The 18,101-nt window shown below is 50.0% G+C and carries 14 protein-coding genes, 1 tRNA gene and 3 pseudogenes; 5 read left to right on the forward strand and 13 right to left on the reverse strand.

The features are described from left to right. Window positions 1-14 precede the first annotated feature (14 nt). The 4 genes and pseudogenes from RHN82_RS05030 to RHN82_RS05045 form a co-directional block, all read right to left on the reverse strand. Complete coding sequence (locus tag RHN82_RS05030) at window positions 15-629, reverse strand: hypothetical protein (RefSeq protein WP_047051184.1); 615 nt, start codon at window positions 627-629, stop codon at window positions 15-17. Next, the gene (locus tag RHN82_RS05035) at window positions 626-1,330 is read right to left on the reverse strand and encodes a DeoR family transcriptional regulator (RefSeq protein WP_047051185.1); all 705 of its coding nucleotides are present in this window, start codon (window positions 1,328-1,330) and stop codon (window positions 626-628) included. Before RHN82_RS05035 ends, RHN82_RS05030 begins: the two co-directional genes overlap by 4 nt. Window positions 1,331-1,531: 201 nt before the next feature. Further along, window positions 1,532-2,366 (reverse strand): annotated as a pseudogene (locus tag RHN82_RS05040) (DUF932 domain-containing protein). Between the two features lie 95 nt (window positions 2,367-2,461). Next, a pseudogene (locus tag RHN82_RS05045) lies at window positions 2,462-2,692 on the reverse strand (hypothetical protein); the annotation flags it as partial. Window positions 2,693-2,763: 71 nt separating this feature from the next. Here RHN82_RS05045 and RHN82_RS05050 point away from each other — a divergent pair. From RHN82_RS05050 to RHN82_RS05060, 3 genes are all read left to right on the forward strand, one after another. Further along, window positions 2,764-3,884, forward strand: a protein-coding gene (locus RHN82_RS05050; RefSeq protein WP_085950818.1) for an IS3-like element ISSen4 family transposase whose coding sequence is annotated in 2 segments (ribosomal slippage) — window positions 2,764-3,022 and window positions 3,022-3,884 — 1,122 coding nt in all. Because the reading frame shifts where the segments join, the coding sequence is not laid out codon by codon here. A gap of 355 nt (window positions 3,885-4,239) precedes the next feature. Then, window positions 4,240-5,208 (forward strand): IS5-like element IS903B family transposase, encoded by a 969-nt coding sequence (locus RHN82_RS05055; RefSeq protein WP_022649395.1) that lies wholly within the window; start codon window positions 4,240-4,242, stop codon window positions 5,206-5,208. A gap of 233 nt (window positions 5,209-5,441) precedes the next feature. Beyond that, complete coding sequence (locus RHN82_RS05060) at window positions 5,442-5,765, forward strand: hypothetical protein (RefSeq protein WP_237764795.1); 324 nt, start codon at window positions 5,442-5,444, stop codon at window positions 5,763-5,765. Here RHN82_RS05060 and RHN82_RS05065 read toward each other — a convergent pair. Then, window positions 5,762-6,909, reverse strand: a protein-coding gene (locus RHN82_RS05065) for an IS3 family transposase (protein WP_088581786.1) whose coding sequence is annotated in 2 segments (ribosomal slippage) — window positions 5,762-6,672 and window positions 6,672-6,909 — 1,149 coding nt in all. Because the reading frame shifts where the segments join, the coding sequence is not laid out codon by codon here. The genes RHN82_RS05060 and RHN82_RS05065 overlap by 4 nt on opposite strands. Before the next feature lie 37 nt (window positions 6,910-6,946). On the opposite strand from RHN82_RS05065, the gene RHN82_RS05070 reads away from it, so the two are divergent. Next, window positions 6,947-8,917: a hypothetical protein gene (locus RHN82_RS05070; protein WP_234043674.1), complete on the forward strand. Its 1,971-nt coding sequence runs from the start codon at window positions 6,947-6,949 to the stop codon at window positions 8,915-8,917. Between the two features lie 154 nt (window positions 8,918-9,071). Here the strand turns inward: RHN82_RS05070 and RHN82_RS05075 are convergent, their stop codons facing one another. From RHN82_RS05075 to proB, 5 genes and pseudogenes are all read right to left on the reverse strand, one after another. Then, a complete protein-coding gene (locus RHN82_RS05075) occupies window positions 9,072-9,794 on the reverse strand; it encodes a hypothetical protein (RefSeq protein ID WP_047052449.1) in 723 nt (240 codons plus the stop codon). A 567-nt stretch (window positions 9,795-10,361) separates the two neighbouring features. Further along, a pseudogene (locus RHN82_RS05080) lies at window positions 10,362-11,558 on the reverse strand (tyrosine-type recombinase/integrase). A 163-nt stretch (window positions 11,559-11,721) separates the two neighbouring features. Then, window positions 11,722-11,797: transfer RNA gene (locus tag RHN82_RS05085), tRNA-Thr, on the reverse strand. Between the two features lie 111 nt (window positions 11,798-11,908). After that, window positions 11,909-13,162: a glutamate-5-semialdehyde dehydrogenase gene (gene proA, locus RHN82_RS05090; RefSeq protein ID WP_047052448.1), complete on the reverse strand. Its 1,254-nt coding sequence runs from the start codon at window positions 13,160-13,162 to the stop codon at window positions 11,909-11,911. Between the two features lie 11 nt (window positions 13,163-13,173). Continuing rightward, window positions 13,174-14,277, reverse strand: a complete 1,104-nt coding sequence (gene proB / locus RHN82_RS05095) for a glutamate 5-kinase (protein ID WP_015571369.1) — start codon at window positions 14,275-14,277, stop codon at window positions 13,174-13,176. Window positions 14,278-14,582: 305 nt separating this feature from the next. Between proB and phoE the strand changes: the two genes are divergently transcribed. Beyond that, window positions 14,583-15,635: a phosphoporin PhoE gene (gene phoE, locus RHN82_RS05100; RefSeq protein WP_047052447.1), complete on the forward strand. Its 1,053-nt coding sequence runs from the start codon at window positions 14,583-14,585 to the stop codon at window positions 15,633-15,635. 131 nt (window positions 15,636-15,766) lie between these two features. On the opposite strand, the gene crl is transcribed toward phoE, so the two are convergent. The 3 genes from crl to gpt all read right to left on the reverse strand — a co-directional run bounded on the left by crl (window position 15,767) and on the right by gpt (window position 18,032). Further along, window positions 15,767-16,168, reverse strand: a complete 402-nt coding sequence (gene crl / locus RHN82_RS05105; RefSeq protein WP_006809999.1) for a sigma factor-binding protein Crl — start codon at window positions 16,166-16,168, stop codon at window positions 15,767-15,769. A gap of 56 nt (window positions 16,169-16,224) precedes the next feature. Beyond that, on the reverse strand, window positions 16,225-17,469 hold the full coding sequence (gene frsA, locus RHN82_RS05110; RefSeq protein WP_047052446.1) for an esterase FrsA: 1,245 nt from the start codon (window positions 17,467-17,469) through the stop codon (window positions 16,225-16,227). A 104-nt stretch (window positions 17,470-17,573) separates the two neighbouring features. Beyond that, window positions 17,574-18,032, reverse strand: a complete 459-nt coding sequence (gpt, locus tag RHN82_RS05115) for a xanthine phosphoribosyltransferase (protein WP_003863205.1) — start codon at window positions 18,030-18,032, stop codon at window positions 17,574-17,576. Window positions 18,033-18,101 lie beyond the last annotated feature (69 nt).

Below are 18,101 nucleotides of genomic sequence, written 5' to 3' on the forward strand. Positions count from 1 at the left end.
CTGTAACCAGATCCTCAACAGTTACCGGTTCGGCGGCAGAGTTCAGCCATACTCTGCTTTGCCACCCATTGCTGCAGCTCCCTGTCTTTTTGAGAGCGCTTAGCCTCCAGCGCGGCCTGTTGTTTGGGATTGACACAGTTATCAGGCACGACTATCAAGGTGTTTGGTTGAAATTTTGTACGGGCTACTCGCACTGTCTCTGCCGGGTCATCAGTTCCACTCGCTCGCTGCTGTGCCTCGTCAAGCAATGCAGCCTGTGTATCAATCAGAACGAAACCACATGCCTTTCCCTCACCCTGGTAGACAGATGTCAAATCGGAGGAAGAACCACTGGCTGTTTTGAGCGCCAGTTTGCGTACCGTTTTAGTATTTTTATCGGCCAGAAAATAGCCTCCATTGTATCCCTGACGTAGCAAGAATTGCCGGGTCCAGGGATAATTATCGATCACTCTGGCACCATACAGCGCGTTGCTAAGGGTATGGTTGTCCAGACCATCAGCTGATTTCCAGCCATCTGCCTGCATGTACTGCCAGGCCTTAACCGTACCCACGATATTTTCAGCGGCTACTGGCAAAACTGTTCCGACGCACAGGCTGAGCGCCAGCGTGGTTGCAGTGAGTAATTTCATCTTTGCTCCTTAAAGGGTGAAAAACCGTCGTCACCGACAACGAAAAGTGAATGGAAAGTCTGAAAGTGAGGTAAAACCCGAAGAAAATCGGGGTGTGACAACAGGTTACGTACCTGTGTATCCGGGACAAAAAGCGCCGGATTGAATGTGACCGTGTGAATATCACCCAGCGTGAAAACCGTAATATGTCCTCCATGTTCGCCGGTCAGGTACCAGCAGCCGTCACTGCACACCAGTCGATAGGGAGCCAGACCTGTGCAACGATGGCCTTCTGCCAGAAGCGTTACCCGACGGTGTTCAGTGATGGCGCGAATCAGTCGCGTAAAAACTTCAGTCCGTGCCTGTGTTCTGGCGTTGGTGCTGTGCCAGATAAGGCAGGGAGACTCGCTGGCACTCAACAGAGAGTTGACCAGTTGGTTGTCTATATCCGGAAAAAGCGCCTCCACACCGGACTGACGGACAAAGGTCTGCACCGTCAGCTCCCTCTGACGGCTGCCGGACAGCAGACGACACTGCCCGTTACGGAATTCCAGATCGAGATAGGCCAGACGCTCGCGAAAATCCCGACGCAATGTGCGTACTGACACGCCAAATTCGGCGGCCAGTGTCTGTATGACCAGCGTTTCTCCCGCCACAAGACGGCTGATAATCAGCGACAGCCGGACCGCAAGGCGCTCATGGCGGCGCTCAGACTGAGACATGAGAGGCGTTCTCCACCCTGTTAATGGACTGAAAATTAAGTGATTAGTGTAACGAGAGGGTCGGACAGGATACGGACAGCGGAAGCGGTATTTTTTCTGCATGCTGAATGCAATCAGAATGCGGTTCCGTAGCCTTATCAAGGAAAGCCTGCCTGGAAATCGATCAACGAACGGACAGGGGATGTCCGTACGCTGCCGGAGCTAACATCCGTTTGCCGCAAATCCGGAGAGCATAGCTTCCGCCATCACCCATAGCGCCCGGTTGAGCTTAACGTCGCCGTCAATGCCGCGCACGGCACGGGTATGCGTTCGCCCGCCTTTTGCACTCCGGCCACTGAGCCCACCCTTAATCAGGTTCTCCTGAATACGCTGGTATGTGGTCCACAGGTCATTGCTCTCATCCTGCCAGCGCCGGGGGGGAAAGCACCTGAGGTGCTGTCACCGGCTGGTGGTCCTCACCGAAACGGTACGTCAGTGCAGCCTGAGCCAGAGCCTGTTGTGCCGGTGGCGACAGCATCAGAGACTGCATGGCATCCCGCTTCTCTTCCACACGGTCAAAAATCCCCAGCACTTCATAAGCCCCCTCAATCACCTGACTCACCACATCCCCTTTGTGCGGTACCCGCACCTCACCAAACGACTCGCCGCAGACGAGCCCGTTCTGGCATACCGCACGGAATAATCCCGGTAACATCTGATACGAGCTGGTGCCGTCATGAGAATTGAGCAGAATGATTTCCGGGACTTGCTTGCCAGTAATTTGTCCCTCCCGGCGCAGGCGTAACATATGCTTTGTATGCTCGCGACGCCCTGGGTCACGCACCCGGGTCTGGCAGGCAAAGAACGGCTGAAAGCCTTCGCGCTGCAGGTTCTCAAGAACGGTAATGGTTGGTATCCAGGTATACCGTGCGCTGCGTGACTCATGCTTCTCCTCGCTGAATACGCTGGGCACCACACGAAAAAGCTCTTCGCGGGTTAGCGGACGGTCACGACGAATAAGATTTGCTGCGCCAAAGCGCGAAGCCAGACGGGTCATAAGCAGACTCCTCATGATGGAAGAATGAAAACAAAAAAGCCCTGTCGCATAATCGCAACAGGGCTCAGGAAATAACTGGTTAAACTACTAATAATTCAGAAGAAAAAATTCCAGACGGCGCGGGCGGCCGATACCACGGTATCGCGTACAGCCTGGATTATTGTCCGAACCGGGGCTGGTATCAGGGGCATGGAACTTACTGTATCCAGTACCGAGCCGACCGTTTCACCAAAATCGTCACGGGCTTTTTTATTAACGGCATCGGTACGAAGTGGAGCACTAAGCTGTATCGCCACCGGGCTGCTGGCCTCACGTGGCAGACAACGTGACCTGCTCCCCGTTGATTAGTACACCCCGATGTTAGTAATGTCTTCATAAGCCACATGAGGACATCCCCATGAAGAAGCGTTTTTCCGACGAACAGATCATCAGTATTCTCCGCGAAGCCGAAGCTGGGGTACCCGCCCGTGAACTCTGCCGCAAGCATGCCATTTCCGATGCCACGTTTTACACCTGGCGTAAGAAGTATGGCGGTATGGAGGTGCCTGAAGTTAAGCGCCTGAAGTCGCTTGAGGAAGAGAACACCAGACTCAAGAAGCTGCTTGCCGAAGCCATGCTGGATAAAGAGGCGCTTCAGGTGGCTCTTGGGCGAAAGTACTGACGACAGACCAGAAGCGGGAAGCCGTGATGTTGATGTGTGATGCGACCGGTCTGTCGCAACGTCGTGCCTGCAGGCTTACAGGTTTATCCCTGTCGACCTGCCGCTATGAGGCTCACCGTCCGGCTGCTGATGCGCATTTATCAGGGCGCATCACTGAGCTGGCACTGGAGCGCAGGCGTTTTGGCTACCGTCGTATTTGGCAGTTGCTGCGCCGTGAAGGGCTTCATGTTAATCATAAGCGCGTGTACCGGCTTTATCACCTCAGTGGCCTGGGCGTAAAACGCAGAAGACGTCGTAAAGGGCTGGCAACAGAACGTCTGCCGCTGCTCCGTCCGGCGGCGCCCAATCTGACCTGGTCGATGGATTTCGTCATGGACGCACTTTCCACCGGTCGCAGGATCAAGTGTCTTACCTGCGTCGATGATTTCACAAAGGAATGCCTGACGGTCACTGTTGCCTTTGGGATTTCAGGCGTTCAGGTCACGCGTATTCTGGACAGCATTGCACTGTTTCGAGGCTATCCGGCGACGATAAGAACTGACCAGGGGCCGGAGTTCACTTGCCGTGCACTGGATCAATGGGCCTTTGAGCATGGTGTTGAGTTGCGCTTAATCCAGCCGGGCAAGCCAACGCAGAACGGATTTATTGAGAGCTTTAACGGACGATTTCGCGATGAATGTTTGAATGAGCACTGGTTCAGCGATATCGTTCATGCCAGGAAAATTATTAATGACTGGCGGCAGGATTATAACGAATGCCGCCCGCACTCCACGCTGAATTATCAGACACCGTCTGAATTTGCAGCGGGCTGGAGAAAGGGTCATTCTGAGAATGAAGATTCCGACGTTACTAACTGAGTGTTGTATCTAATCGTGGGGGCAGGTCAGATCCACAAGAAGCTTATGGGCTTGATGACGATCTGCAAGATATCTCTGAAGATGAACATAAACGTGGAGTGAGTAACGATAATCTCCTTGAATGGCGCGACGAAGATGATAGTCCGTCAGATTACCATCGCTTGGCTGGATGTTTGGAGACAATGCCGAAACGATTGAGCCATCTCATGGCCTGGTTCTGCAAATCTCTTGATAGCCCCGTGATGGCTTGGTGGGCTATCCGAAAAATCAGCATTCATCCTCTACTACTACAAAATATTGAACGCAATATTGAGCATTCAACAGGCTTTGTTGAATAAATCGAACTTTTGCTGAGTTGAAGGATCAGATCACGCATCTTCCCGACAACGCAGACCGTTCCGTGGCAAAGCAAAAGTTCAAAATCACCAACTGGCCCACCTACAATAAAGCCCTCATCAACCGTGGCTCCATAACTTTCTGGCTGGATGATGAAGCTATTCAGGCCTGGTATGAGTCGGCAACGCCTTCATCACGGGGAAGACCTCAGCGCTATTCTGATCTCGCCATCACCACCGTTCTGGTCATTAAACGCGTGTTCAGGTTGACCCTGCGGGCTGCACAGGGTTTTATTGATTCCATTTTTACACTGATGAATGTTCCGTTGCGCTGCCCGGATTACACCAGTGTCAGCAAGCGCGCAAAGTCGGTTAATGTCAGTTTCAAAACGCCCACCCGGGGTGAAATCGCGCATCTGGTGATTGATTCCACCGGGCTGAAGGTCTTTGGTGAAGGCGAATGGAAAGTCAAAAAACATGGCCAGGAACGCCGCCGTATCTGGCGAAAGTTGCATCTGGCAGTTGACAGCAACACACATGAAATCATCTGTGCAGACCTGTCGCTGAACAATGTGACGGACTCAGAAGCCTTCCCGGGTCTTATCCGGCAGACTCACAGAAAAATCAGGGCAGCATCGGCAGACGGCGCTTACGACACCCGGCTCTGTCACGATGAACTGCGGCGTAAGAAAATCAGCGCGCTTATCCCGCCCCGAAAAGGCGCGGGTTACTGGCCCGGTGAATATGCAGACCGTAACCGTGCTGTTGCGAATCAGCGGCTGACCGGGAGTAATGCGCGGTGGAAATGGACAACAGATTATAACCGTCGCTCGATAGCGGAAACGGCGATGTACCGGGTAAAACAGCTGTTCGGAGGTTCACTGACACTGCGTGACTACGATGGTCAGGTTGCAGAGGCTATGGCCCTGGTACGAGCGCTGAACAAAATGACGAAAGCAGGTATGCCTGAAAGCGTGCGTATTGCCTGAAAACACAACCCGCTACGGGGGAGACTTACCCGAAATCTGATTTATTCAACAAAGCCCATTCAACATCAATCCACAAACGCTCCCGTCAACTGTGGAGCTTAATTCTTGAACATCATAAAGATCCCCGCAATCGTCGTTATGACGTCGATTGGTACGACTTAAAAGATCGAATTACAAACCAAGGCTGGACAACTGGTGTTTTACGAGAGTTTCGTAGGGTAATGACGCCCCGATTGGAAATGAAATTGCCGTATGGATTGGGTGAAGTCAGACCGCCAAGCGGCTCCTGGGAGGAAATTCAGTTCAGCGAATTAGGCCAATTTGAAGTTGTGTTCACCGAAAGACATGATGACGATTTAGACGTACCTGACAATGTATTACTACAAGTATTTAGTGCTTTAGAAGCGCAAATAATAATTGCCTCCGGGATGTTAGAGGATATTGATACGTACTACTTTCCAAGCCCAAGTTGTTATCCAGAACGTGCGGTTGAAGGAGAAGAACATTTCGAGAAAGGTGCGGAGATATTGACATGTGAATCGCCACGGATAATCTAGACACTTCCTAGCCGTTGATAATACTGGTTTTCATATTCTGTCGGTGACATCTGATCGCTGGAACCATGCCGACGCTTACTGTTATAAAACATTTCGATGTAATCAAAAATATCGCTGCGGGCTTCTTCCCGCGTTCCGTAGCTCTTTTTCTTTATCCGTTCGCGTTTCAACAACTGGAAAAAGCTTTCTGCAACCGCATTATCATGGCAGTTACCGCGACGGCTCATGCTGCCCTCCAGGCCGTGTGATTTCAGGAACGACTGCCACTCATGGCTTGTGTACTGACTGCCCTGATCCGAATGAACCAGCACCTGTTTTTGGGGATTACGGCGCCATACAGCCATCAGCAGTGCGTTCAGGACAATGTCCTTTGTCATCCGGGATTGCATGGACCAGCCGATAATTTTGCGTGAGAACAGATCAACAACCACGGCAAGATACAGCCAGCCTTCGTGGGTCCTGATGTAGGTTATGTCCGTTACCCAACGCTTATCCGGAGCATCCGGATTGAACTGTCGCTGGAGCCTGTTGGGCGACACGATACTGGCCTCGCCTTTACGTGCCCGCGGGCTCCGGTATCCGACCTGAGCCTTTATCCCGACACGTTTCATCAGTCGCCAGACTCTGTTCACTCCGCACTGTTGCCCGCTGTCCCGCAGATCCAGATGGATTTTGCGATAACCATAGACGCATCCCGATTCCAGCCAGAACTGTTTAATCTGTCCTGTCAGTCTCAGGTCTGCCTGATGGCGTTGTGAATGCGGCTGCTGAAGCCAGGCGTAAAAACCACTGGGATGAACATCCAGCACCCGACAGAGCAGGCGAACAGGCCAGCAACAGGTGTTGTCACGGATAAAGGCGTACCTCAGTCGGACAGCTTTGCGAAGTACGCCGCGGCTTTTTTTAATATGTCCCGTTCGTCGGTAACCCGCTTCAGCTCTTTCTGGAGACGGCGGATCTCGGCCTGAGCATCTGACTGTTCTTTATTAGCGGAAGAATCCGGACCGTACTTCTTTATCCAGGCGTAAAGGCTGTGGGTGGTGATATCGAGACGTGTTGCAACGCTGGCAACAGAATAACCGCGATCAACAACCTGTTTGACTGCTTCAGTTTTAAACTCTTCGGGATAACGCTTACCGCTCATGGGCACCTCTCTTTAAGCCATCTTAAATGACTCTGAGGTGTCTGTTAAACCCGTGGCGATTCAATGGTTTGTCCACCTTTTAGACCGAGTTGTTATGAAGTGGCCAGAATTGGCTAAGGCACACGTAACAACTTGGCCAGTAAAGGAGCCGTTTTTCTTCCGAAAGCTTAGACTTTATGCATTCAGTAAAACAGGCGTCTTTGAGGCTGACCGTGTTGCCGAAGAGCTTTTGTCTTTGGATCAAAGTGGATTTTGGGACACAAATGTTACCCGCGAACTTCTTTTTCTGCTCACTGATCGTTGGGAAGAATTCTCGCAAGAAAATCAGAATCGAATTATAGAGCATATTTTAACCGGCCCGAACCATTTACTTTATTTTCCCGAGGAAGACATTCCAAAACAAAGGGAGATAATGGCAGCTAGATACGCTCGCTATCTCGAACTAAGCGGCTGTAAAATGTCCACTATTCATCGTGACCAACTAACTGCGATGATTAAAAGAATTCCTGACTGGAATGATGGCTGGGCTACATCTGTTGTCATCAATTGGGGTTCACGGACAGGTTGGGTTCGTACAGACGAAAAGCCAGATATAATCTTAGATCTTCCAGCAAACGAAATAATCCCAAAAGTAAAAGAGATACTTAAACGAGAAGATGACAGCTTTACTAGTAGGCAACCCTTTGTCGGATTGATAAAAGAAAACCCGCGTAAGGCTTTATCTGCACTAGCTATTGCAGGGAGAGGCGGTGATTACCCTAAGGAATTTTGGTCGCCAATGATAAGTGAGTTACCTACAGATCTTAAACCAAGGGTGAGACGAGTATTCCTGAACCGAATTGTGCGGTTGCCAGTTACAGCTTTGGTCGAGTTACGACATACATTAAGTAACTGGCTTGAACAAAATTTAGCTGCGACTCTTGAATTTGATGAGGATCTCGGGTGGGCAGTTTACGATCATGTTATAGAGGGCATACTGAGCGGTGGGGCTGATGCAACACGGAGTGGTTTCGGAGAAGTTATCCGAAATGGTGAGGTTGTAATACAGTCTCGGCGTACATTCAGCCATGCAATCAATGGTCCAGTCGGTAAATGTACTCAAGCGCTTTTTCAAGTAATGCCAAGTGAAGAAAAAAAAGCTGGTTCGCTTATTCCGTATTCTATTAAGTCTCGTATTGAACGTCTTTTTACTGCACCAGGAGAAGGTGCGGACCACGCTATAGCTATAACGTCTCGCAATCTAAATCGGCTAATGTTTGTTGATCCTGCATGGGTAAAGGAATGGCTTATACCCCTTTTGGATTTAAAACATCCTGCAGCAGAACCAGCATGGAATGGTTATCTTCAGTGCAATGCTATGCCTTCAATTGCAGTAGCTGAACTTATTAAACCAGCTTTTCTTAACCTTATCCCTTGGATCGAATCTCTTTCTTGGGGAAAAGATTATTCAGTTCGAGCTTCGCAATGGCTTGGCTTAATGAGAATGTTTCACCCTGATGAGCCCTCCAGTCCTTCCAGGAATGAAATGCGCTCCATATTACGAGCATTATCTGACGAGGCTCGAAATCGTTTTATTTCCTGGTTAGGATTGGTCGGGCAGAAAAACGAGAGTGGCTGGGTTAAGTATGTGATCCCATTAATCAGAGAGGACTGGCCCAAAGAACGCCAATATAGAACCACGAGCTCTGTAAAAGCATGGGTTGGTTTACTTGACGATACTGGCGATAAGTTTCCGGAGGTTTACGATTCAGTAAAAACATACTTAGTACCAATCGAGATAATTGATCACTTGTTCTACAGATTCACTAGGGAGCTCGGTGGTAAAGAAGCAATTGCAGCTATTTTTCCAGAAACCACACTTGATTTAATGGACAAAATAACACCACAGATATTCACGCGTACATCAGGAGAGCTGCAGAGGATTCTTGAGCTTATTGAAGATACAGATACAAGTCTGACCAAGGATTCGCGGTACTTACGGCTTATTGCACTAGTTGAGAACAATTAGCCTTTATGGTTTTTTACCATTGTTGATTACTCATCAATCAGTAAAAAAATTCGACATGCCGTAGCGCTTAACGTCTGTTATTGACTAAGAGAAGAAGCAGGCGTTAAAGGAGCGCCTCTCATCATTCCTTCTGGTATAAATAATTTATGGAGTATTATTGAAATTGCTCAAATATACCATGCAACCCAATAAACTTTATTTTTAGCTCAGGATCATGCCTTAGAACAGTCTCTAGTGAGTTCCTCTCATAAATTATTGGTTGCGCTTGTATTGAGCCGTTCCATGATGGTAAAAGCAATAAAGCCGATGTATCCAAATCAATACCCCACCAATCGTTAACGTAGCAATTTAAAAAATCCACAAGAGCCTTGATCGCAATAAAAGCATCTTTTTCAGTATATGTTTCAGGATCAAGTGATATACCTGATATATTACTTTTAACTTGTTCGGAGTGAATATTAGATTGGTGTTGATAAGCGATTTTCCCTTCACCCGGTTTAGTTTCTATTGTATCAGTGAAAATTTTAATCTTGGGATGTACCAATGCATTTCGTTGTACTATTAATTCTTTTATTATTTGTGTTTGAGTGGTTCCACGAGGTAAAGATATGTCTTTATGCCATTGAAGAGTATAGTCAAATTTATCAAGTGAAGAGAACCTGTCAATTTGATCTTTTAACTTTTGCGATATTTCTATAGAAGATAAAAATGAGTTAGCTGCAGCCTCAATAGCGTAGTTAATTGAAAGTACACTTGATTTTGCAAGTGTTTTTTTGATGTGTGTTTTTTGTGTTGCAACTGATAATTCATAAAGAGTTATTGCATCAGAAAAAAGCTCAAAAAAGCTGTTCTTGGTTATTTCTACTTTTCTTTTCACACGTCGCCTCCTACTTAAAAAATAAAATCATATAGACACAATACAATTTTCTATAATCTTTATATTCTACTATTTATTGATATCAATGGCTATTGAGAATAAGAACTGGGATTTCTCGAACCAGCTTCGATTGCCTCTCTAAATATCCTTCACCTTAAAAAATCAATAAGTTATAAATCACCTTTATAAGAGACATGTACTCGTCTAAAATGCTGCAACCGGTTTATTATACCTAAAAAATGAATGCTGTGCATTATTAAATATTATATAAACCAATTAGTTACATATAAAATCAAACACATATCAAAAGGGATGGCACTTCAAGGTTTGCAGCATCATTAAACGTGAACCTATTAATCCCCCCTCAAATTAACTAATAAATAAGATATGATTTACGTCTCTTCTGTAATTTATAAAAAATATATTTAATAGTTAAAGAAATTAATAATCAACTTGAGTGTGATTCATAAAAAATAATTATTATTTCAGCCCCTCCATTATGGAGGAGCGATAATTTTAGAATTTTCCTGTATCCCTAACGAGCCAGTTAGGTTTAGAGAAATCTAATTATGAAGCACTCCTGAGAGCAACCCTTCCAACTTTATCAATATAATCTCCATACCACTGCATCATCTCCCTCCTCCCTTCCAGATACAATGCATGGTTGTACGTTCCACGAATCGCATTCTTATCAACGTGAGCCAACTGGGTCTCTATCCATGCCGTATTAAACCCTTCCTCATGCAAAATCGTACTCATCGTGTGGCGAAAACCATGTCCCGTTACCTTCCCCGTGTATCCAATCCGCTTGAACACCTGATTAATACTCGCTTCACTCATCGTCTTGCGGGGATCATTTCGCCCTGGGAATACCAGTGGATATTGCCCAGTCATCACTTTGAGCTGCTGTACGATTTCCAGCGCTTGGGTAGAAAGGGGGACAAGATGGGGGCCGTTTCATCTTCATACGCTCGGCAGGTATTTCCCACACCGCTTTTTCAGATCAAACTCACTCCAGAAAGCACCTCGGAGCTCACCGGTGCGAACTCCCGTAAGGATCAGCAGACGTGCTGCAAGAACAACTAACGGGCTGCCTGTATAGCTAGAGAGAGCTTTAAAGAAGTCTGGTAGCTCCTCAACGGTAAGGAAGGGGTAATGTTTCGATTCATGCCCTGACATCGCACTGGTTAGATCTGCAGCAGGATTGTATTCCGCGCGTCCGGTAACGATGGCATAACGAAAAACTTCACTGCAGCGTTGGCGAACCTTCTTAGCCTTCTCTGTCGCACCACGGCTTTCCATTCGACGCAGCACATTCAGCAGAACAAGAGGCTTAATTTCGTTGACTGGCTGCTGACCGATATATGGGAAAATATCTTTATTAAAGGCCTCCAGAATGTCAGAAGCATAACCTTCTGACCATCGGCTCACCTTCGTTCCGTGCCATTCAAGCGCCACAGACTGGAACGTGTTGTTGAGCTGCACATCCCGAACCAGCTTTTCTTCTTTCTTGGCAAATGATGGATCGATACCCTCGGCCAGCTTTTTCTTGGCTTCATCACGCAGTGCCCTCGCTTGTGCAAGGGACACTGCCGGATAGACCCCAAAAGCCATACGCTTCTCTTTTCCATTGAAGCGATATTTCATCCGCCAGTATCGAGAACCAGAAGGAACAACCTCAAGATACAAACCAGCACCATCTGCAAGCTTATAGGCTTTCTCTCTGGGTTTCGCAGCGTCTACCTGTCGTGCATTTAGCTTCATTGGGGGCATCTCCCTGGACCGAACACAGAATGCCCCCACTTATGCCCCCAACTGTAACTTGATTCCGGTTGAGTCCAGTTGATAACAGGAGATAAGATACGGGCCTGAAACCGCAGTATACGGGCTTTGAGTTGATTTCGGTAGACTTGGGAAGAGTTTGAAATGGTGCCGATAATAGGAGTCGAACCTACGACCTTCGCATTACGAATGCGCTGCTCTACCAACTGAGCTATATCGGCCCTGAAAGGCCGGTTACGAGCGTAACCACGGGGCAAAAGAGTAGATCTAACCGGGTGATGCGTCAATGCCCTTTTGAATCAAACGGCTATTTTTGCATCACCCGTGATTATTTACCCACGAATCGTATCATCACCGAAGCCGATCCACTTGTAGGTGGTCAGCGCTTCAAGCCCCATCGGACCCCGGGCATGCAGCTTCTGTGTGCTCACCGCCACCTCCGCGCCCAGACCAAACTGGCCGCCATCGGTGAAGCGCGTCGAGGCATTGACGTAAACCGCAGACGAATCCACTTCATTCACAAACCGATCGGCATTGCGCAGGGTGCGCGTCAGGATCGCGTCAGAATGCTGGGTTCCGTGTTCACGAATGTGCGCAATAGCATCATCGAGATCCGCAACCACCTTCACGTTCAGATCCAGCGACAAATACTCATCGTCGTACTGCTCCGCGTTAACCGGAACGACCTTCGCCGGACCGTCTTTCAGCAGGGCGAGAGACTTCTCGTCCGCATGCAGCGTGACGCCACTTTCCGCCATCTGCTTGCTCAGCGCTGGCAGGAAGGTACTGGCGATGCCCTGATGCACCAGCAGCGTTTCCACCGTATTACAGGTGCTTGGACGCTGTGTTTTAGCGTTGACGATAATCTTCAGCGCAGGTTCTACCTCCGCGGTGTCATCCACTACGATATGGCATACGCCAATACCACCGGTGATCACCGGAATGGTAGATTGCTCACGGCACAGCTTGTGCAAGCCCGCGCCGCCGCGTGGGATGAGCATGTCGATGTATTTGTCCATGCGCAGCATCTCGTTGACCAGCGCACGGTCGGGGCTTTCAATCGCCTGCACGGCACCCGCCGGTAAACCACACTCCTCCAGCGCCTGCTGAATGACGTTTACCATCGCGGCGTTGGTGCGCCAGGTCTCTTTCCCGCCACGCAGGATCGCGGCGTTACCGGTCTTCAGGCACAGGGAGGCGACATCCACCGTCACGTTTGGACGCGCTTCGTAAATCACCCCAATGACGCCGAGCGGCACGCGACGACGTTCAAGGCGTAACCCGCTGTCGAGCACCCCACCGTCAATCACCTGCCCTACCGGGTCGGCGAGGTTGCACACCTGACGGACGTCATCGGCAATACCTTTCAGACGCGCCGGGGTCAGCGCCAGACGGTCGAGCAGCGCTTCGCTCAAGCCGTTGCGACGCGCTTCCAGCAGATCCTGCTCGTTGGCGAGCAAAATTTCCTGCGACTGAGATTCCAGATAATCAGCGATTTTTTCCAGCACGCGATTTTTCTCGCGGCTGGAAAGGAGCGCCAGTTTATAAGAGGCGGCTTTCGCGGCTGCGCCCATTTGTTCCAGCATGTTCTGGCTCCTTAACGAATAATCATGTCGTCACGATGCACGGCAACCGGGCCATATTCATAGCCCAGGATGGCGTCGATCTGCTGGGAATGGTGACCAGCAATCCGACGCAGTGCGTCGCTGTTATAACGACTTACGCCATGAGCGATGTCGCGACCTTCAAGGTTACGGATTCGGATCACTTCACCACGCGAGAAGTTGCCTGTCACGCTTTTAATTCCTTTTGGAAGTAACGAGCTTCCTCTTTCCAGAATAGCGGCGGTCGCGCCTTCATCCACGGTCAGTTCGCCAGCCGGGGGCGCGCCAAAGATCCAGCGTTTTCGGTTTTCCAGCGGGGATGCCTGAGCGTGGAAGCGTGTGCCCACAGAGATGCCTTCCATCACATCACCGATCACGCCCGGACGGCTGCCCGCGGCGATGATGGTGTCGATACCGGCCCGGCACGCCACGTCCGCGGCCTGGAGCTTGGTGCCCATGCCGCCGGTCCCCAGACCAGAAACGCTGTCACCCGCAATGGCACGCAGCGCATCGTCAATGCCGTGAACGTCTTTGATCAGTTCAGCCTGTGGATTAGAGCGCGGGTCAGCGGTAAACAGCCCCTGCTGATCGGTCAGAAGCAGCAGCTTATCGGCCCCTGCCAGGATCGCCGCCAGCGCAGAGAGGTTATCGTTGTCGCCCACTTTGATTTCAGCGGTGGCAACAGCGTCGTTTTCGTTAATGACCGGAACGATATGGTTATCCAGCAGTGCACGCAGCGTATCGCGGGCGTTCAGGAAACGTTCTCTGTCTTCCATATCCGCACGCGTCAGCAGCATCTGCCCGACGTGAATGCCGTAGATGGAGAACAGTTGTTCCCAGAGCTGTATGAGTCGGCTTTGTCCCACGGCGGCCAGCAGCTGTTTGGAGGCGATCGTCGCGGGGAGTTCGGGGTAGCCCAGGTGTTCACGCCCGGCGGCAATCGCCCCGGAAGTCACAATCACAATACGATGCCCTGCGGCATGCAACTGAGCGCACTGACGTACAAGCTCAACGATATGGGCACGATTCAGGCGGCGCGATCCGCCTGTTAACACACTGGTACCGAGTTTTACCACCAGCGTCTGGCTGTCACTCATGATTCTCTGCCGTTCAACAATAAGGGAAAATGATGTCAGTCAGACGTTTTAACAGGTGTCAGCTCCGTTGCCAACTGCCTTAGCGCATGACCCGTCACTTTGTTGCGCGGGATCAGGAAGCGTAGCGGCAGATTTTGACAATTTTATTACCGAAAAATTAAAACATACTTTTTTAGACATATTCTTACTTTGTCATAAAACTTTCACCCACGAACGATAAAACCCTTCCTGTTTTTCACGGGGTAATAAGTCGAATCTTATTACTCAGCGAATATTAGCGCGTTTTTATAAAATCAGGATTGAAAATGAAAAAGAGCACTCTGGCATTAGTGGTAATGGGCGTAGTTGCTTCCGCATCTGTTCAGGCAGCAGAAGTTTATAATAAAAACGGGAATAAACTGGACGTGTACGGCAAAGTAAAAGCAATGCACTACATCAGTGATGATGACGCTAAGGATGGTGACCAGACTTACGTTCGTTTCGGCTTTAAGGGTGAAACGCAGATTAACGATCAGCTGACCGGCTACGGACGTTGGGAAGCTGAGTTCGCAGGTAACAAAGCTGAGAGCGACTCTTCTCAAAAAACACGTCTGGCATTTGCCGGGCTGAAACTGAAAGACTTCGGCTCACTGGATTACGGCCGTAACCTGGGCGCGCTGTATGACGTCGCCGCATACACCGATATGTTCCCGGAGTTCGGCGGTGACGGCCTGGCGCAGACCGATAACTTCATGACGAAACGCGCCTCCGGTCTGGCCACATACCGTAATACCGATTTCTTTGGCCTGGTTGACGGCCTGAATATGACCCTGCAATACCAGGGCAAAAATGAAAACCGCGACGTGAAGAAGCAAAACGGTGACGGCTTCGGTACCTCCCTGAGCTATGACTTCGGCGGCAGCGATTTTTCTGTGATTGGTGCGTATGCCAGCTCCGATCGCACCAACGAGCAAAACCTTCAGGCTCGCGGCGAAGGTAAAAAAGCAGAAGGCTGGGCAACCGGTTTGAAATATGATGCCAACGATATTTATCTGGCCACTATTTATTCCGAAACCCGTAATATGGCCCCTATTTCCGGTGGCTTTGCAAATAAATCGCAAAACTTCGAAGTGGTCGCGCAATATCAATTTGACTTTGGTCTGCGTCCATCTCTGGGTTACGTGCAGTCTAAAGGCAAAGATATCGAAGGTATCGGCGATGAAGATATTGTGAAATACATCGACGTAGGTGCGACATATTATTTCAACAAAAATATGTCTGCGTTTGTTGATTATAAGATCAACCAGATCGATGACGATAATAAACTGGGCGTAAGCAGCGATGATATCGTTGCGCTGGGCATGACCTACCAGTTCTGATGTTGTGGTAATAAAAAACCGGCGATGAGCCGGTTTTTTTATGCCCGATGATGCTGTGCTTACCGGATCTACGGGTTAGTACATTTTACAGGCCGGGTAAGGCGTAGCCGCCACCCGGCGCTGTGACATCATCAGGCTCTCAGTTTCACCGCTTCGCTGGAAAAATCGTCCGCGGGCTCCAGCTTCAAATCCAGCGTGGCCAGCAGGTCGCGAGCTTTGCCGTGAAATTCTTTTAGCGTATGCTCCAGGCGATCGATCACTTCCTGATCTTTGATGCTCGTCGCCTGCCAGTGCCCGTCTTTATTAAACAGGCCAAACTGATAGCTATAGGTAAAACGGTTTTCCTGTGCTTCCATTTCCATCCACCAGCCCCAGAACTCACGTTTTTCGGGTGCAGGCTTCACGTTGACGCAAACAGCCAGGCAGTCGAAAAAAAAGCGATTCTCTTCACACTGCTCTTCTCGAATATACGGGCCAAGAGCCATGAACTTCTTAATCAGTCTACTTTTCGGGTGTCCACTCGGTAACGTCATTGCGATCTCCTTTTGTGAAGCACTGTTTTACCAAACCAACGAAATTTAGCAAACTATTAACACAATCTCTGCGTGATCCAGCGTGTGATCTCTTTCAGCGCTTTGTCAAAATTCTGGTACACCGGGCTGAAGGGTACCTCCAGCAATTTACCATCAGAAGATGACGACGTGATTAAGCGTGACTCCTCTTCCGGGCTAAACGGATCGTTCTTCCAGAAACCGGACATCATTGGGGTTGGGCAGCGGCGGCCGAGTAAGCCCTGCGTTTTTAATGAGTAACGATTAAGTTCAATGCGCAACGCTTCGTCTGAAGCATCATGCATGCCAAGTCGGCTCGCCAGCACGTCCAGATACATCTCAGGAACACTACCCTGACGCGCAGGATCGCTTAACAGAGCATGCACCACCGGACCAAGACAGGCGACGGCCTTCAGGCGTGAAGATTCAAGGTAGGCCAGCCGCACCGCGACGTTAGCGCCAAAGCGGAAGCCAAACGCGCCTACCCGGGTGTGGTCAACCCAGGGGATATTCTCCAGCGCTTTTAATGCATGCTGGTGCAGCAGGCTGGAGTCTTGCGTAAGTTTCCATTTGGATGAAAAACCAATGGAAGGCATATCGAGCGTCAGCATGGCGATCCCTTTTGGGGCAAAGTAGCGCTCATACAGGCTGTAATAGTCGATTTGTAACGAGTCCAGGCCACCGCACATCAGAACCGTCGGGAACGGCCCTTCCCCCTCCGGCATATGCAGGAATCCGGTCACCGGGCTGCCGCCGGGAATGGCGAACTCAATTTCACGCATCCGGCCAGGCAGCCGCTGGGCGGCCTCTTCATAAGCCCGGTTTGCCAGCGCCTGTGCCTGCTCTGCCAGTTCGTCGCCTTTCAGATGCGGATATGCAGCGATGCTGTACAGATTTGCCGCATGTAGCCAGTGCTTGCCGCTGAGAGTGGCATCTTCTTCCTGGCTCGCTTTTTGCTGCCAGAGCATGGCCTGCTTTGACCATTCGTAGATCCAGTTTCCACCACGGTAACCCACCACCGTATCGTAGAGATCGCCGTCGGTACGCTCGGACTCGCTCATCACGATACGCGCCTGCACGTCGAGGATTTCACGCGGATCGATGCCGCGCCAGATCCACATCAGGCGGTTAATCATTCGATACCAGTGGGGCACGTTTTTACCGTCTAACGCTGACTGAACGGCAGGCATTGTCCCCGGATTAAACCGACGCACCAGCGTCGACGTTTCAGGGTGCTTGAAACGGGGTTTGAAGAGAGTTTCGGTAAGATTCGCCTGCGTCATTGCGTTGCCTCCATGGATACGTCATATGAAGACCATTGTAACGCGTGGCAGGCTAAAAAGAACAACGCCCGGCATAACCGGGCGTGTAAAGTTACGTACTGAAATTAACGGCCAGAGATAGGCGGTACGAAGACCACGCCCATATCCCATGGCTGTTCAATCCAGGTATCCTGCGGGATATCAATGACGTAATCATCAACCAGTGGGCGACCCGCTGGTTTCGCGAAGATAGTGACGAAGTGCGCTTTTGGATACATTTCGCGGATAGCCACCGCAGTACCGCCGGTGTCCACCAGATCGTCGATAACGATAAAGCCTTCACCGTCGCCTTCCGCGCGTTTCAGCACTTTCAGTTCGCGCTGGTTGTCGTGATCGTAGCTGGAGATACATACGGTATCGACATGACGAATACCCAGCTCACGTGCCAGCAGCGCCCCCGGTACCAGACCGCCACGGCTGACGGCAATAATGCCTTTCCACTGTTCGGAAGGCATCAGACGCGCAGCCAGTTTGCGTGCGTGAATCTGCAACATGTCCCAGGTGACGACGTATTTTTCGCTCATGTGAAGTGTCCCAGCCTGTTTATATACGGCTTAAAAAAAATGAGGGTGAACCAGGTTGCGCGAGATTAT

The organism is Enterobacter cloacae complex sp. EB5 (assembly GCF_031432835.1).
In the GTDB taxonomy this organism is placed as follows: domain Bacteria; phylum Pseudomonadota; class Gammaproteobacteria; order Enterobacterales; family Enterobacteriaceae; genus Enterobacter; species Enterobacter hormaechei_C.

What these genes read in the sequence shown, in the direction of transcription:
- RHN82_RS05030 (WP_047051184.1), bottom strand. Translation starts at nt 629, where the DNA reads ATGAAATTACTCACTGCAACCACGCTGGCGCTCAGCCTGTGCGTCGGA.
- RHN82_RS05035 (WP_047051185.1), bottom strand. Translation starts at nt 1,330, where the DNA reads ATGTCTCAGTCTGAGCGCCGCCATGAGCGCCTTGCGGTCCGGCTGTCG.
- proA (WP_047052448.1), bottom strand. Translation starts at nt 13,162, where the DNA reads ATGCTGGAACAAATGGGCGCAGCCGCGAAAGCCGCCTCTTATAAACTG.
- proB (WP_015571369.1), bottom strand. Translation starts at nt 14,277, where the DNA reads ATGAGTGACAGCCAGACGCTGGTGGTAAAACTCGGTACCAGTGTGTTA.
- phoE (WP_047052447.1), top strand. Translation starts at nt 14,583, where the DNA reads ATGAAAAAGAGCACTCTGGCATTAGTGGTAATGGGCGTAGTTGCTTCC.
- crl (WP_006809999.1), bottom strand. Translation starts at nt 16,168, where the DNA reads ATGACGTTACCGAGTGGACACCCGAAAAGTAGACTGATTAAGAAGTTC.
- frsA (WP_047052446.1), bottom strand. Translation starts at nt 17,469, where the DNA reads ATGACGCAGGCGAATCTTACCGAAACTCTCTTCAAACCCCGTTTCAAG.
- gpt (WP_003863205.1), bottom strand. Translation starts at nt 18,032, where the DNA reads ATGAGCGAAAAATACGTCGTCACCTGGGACATGTTGCAGATTCACGCA.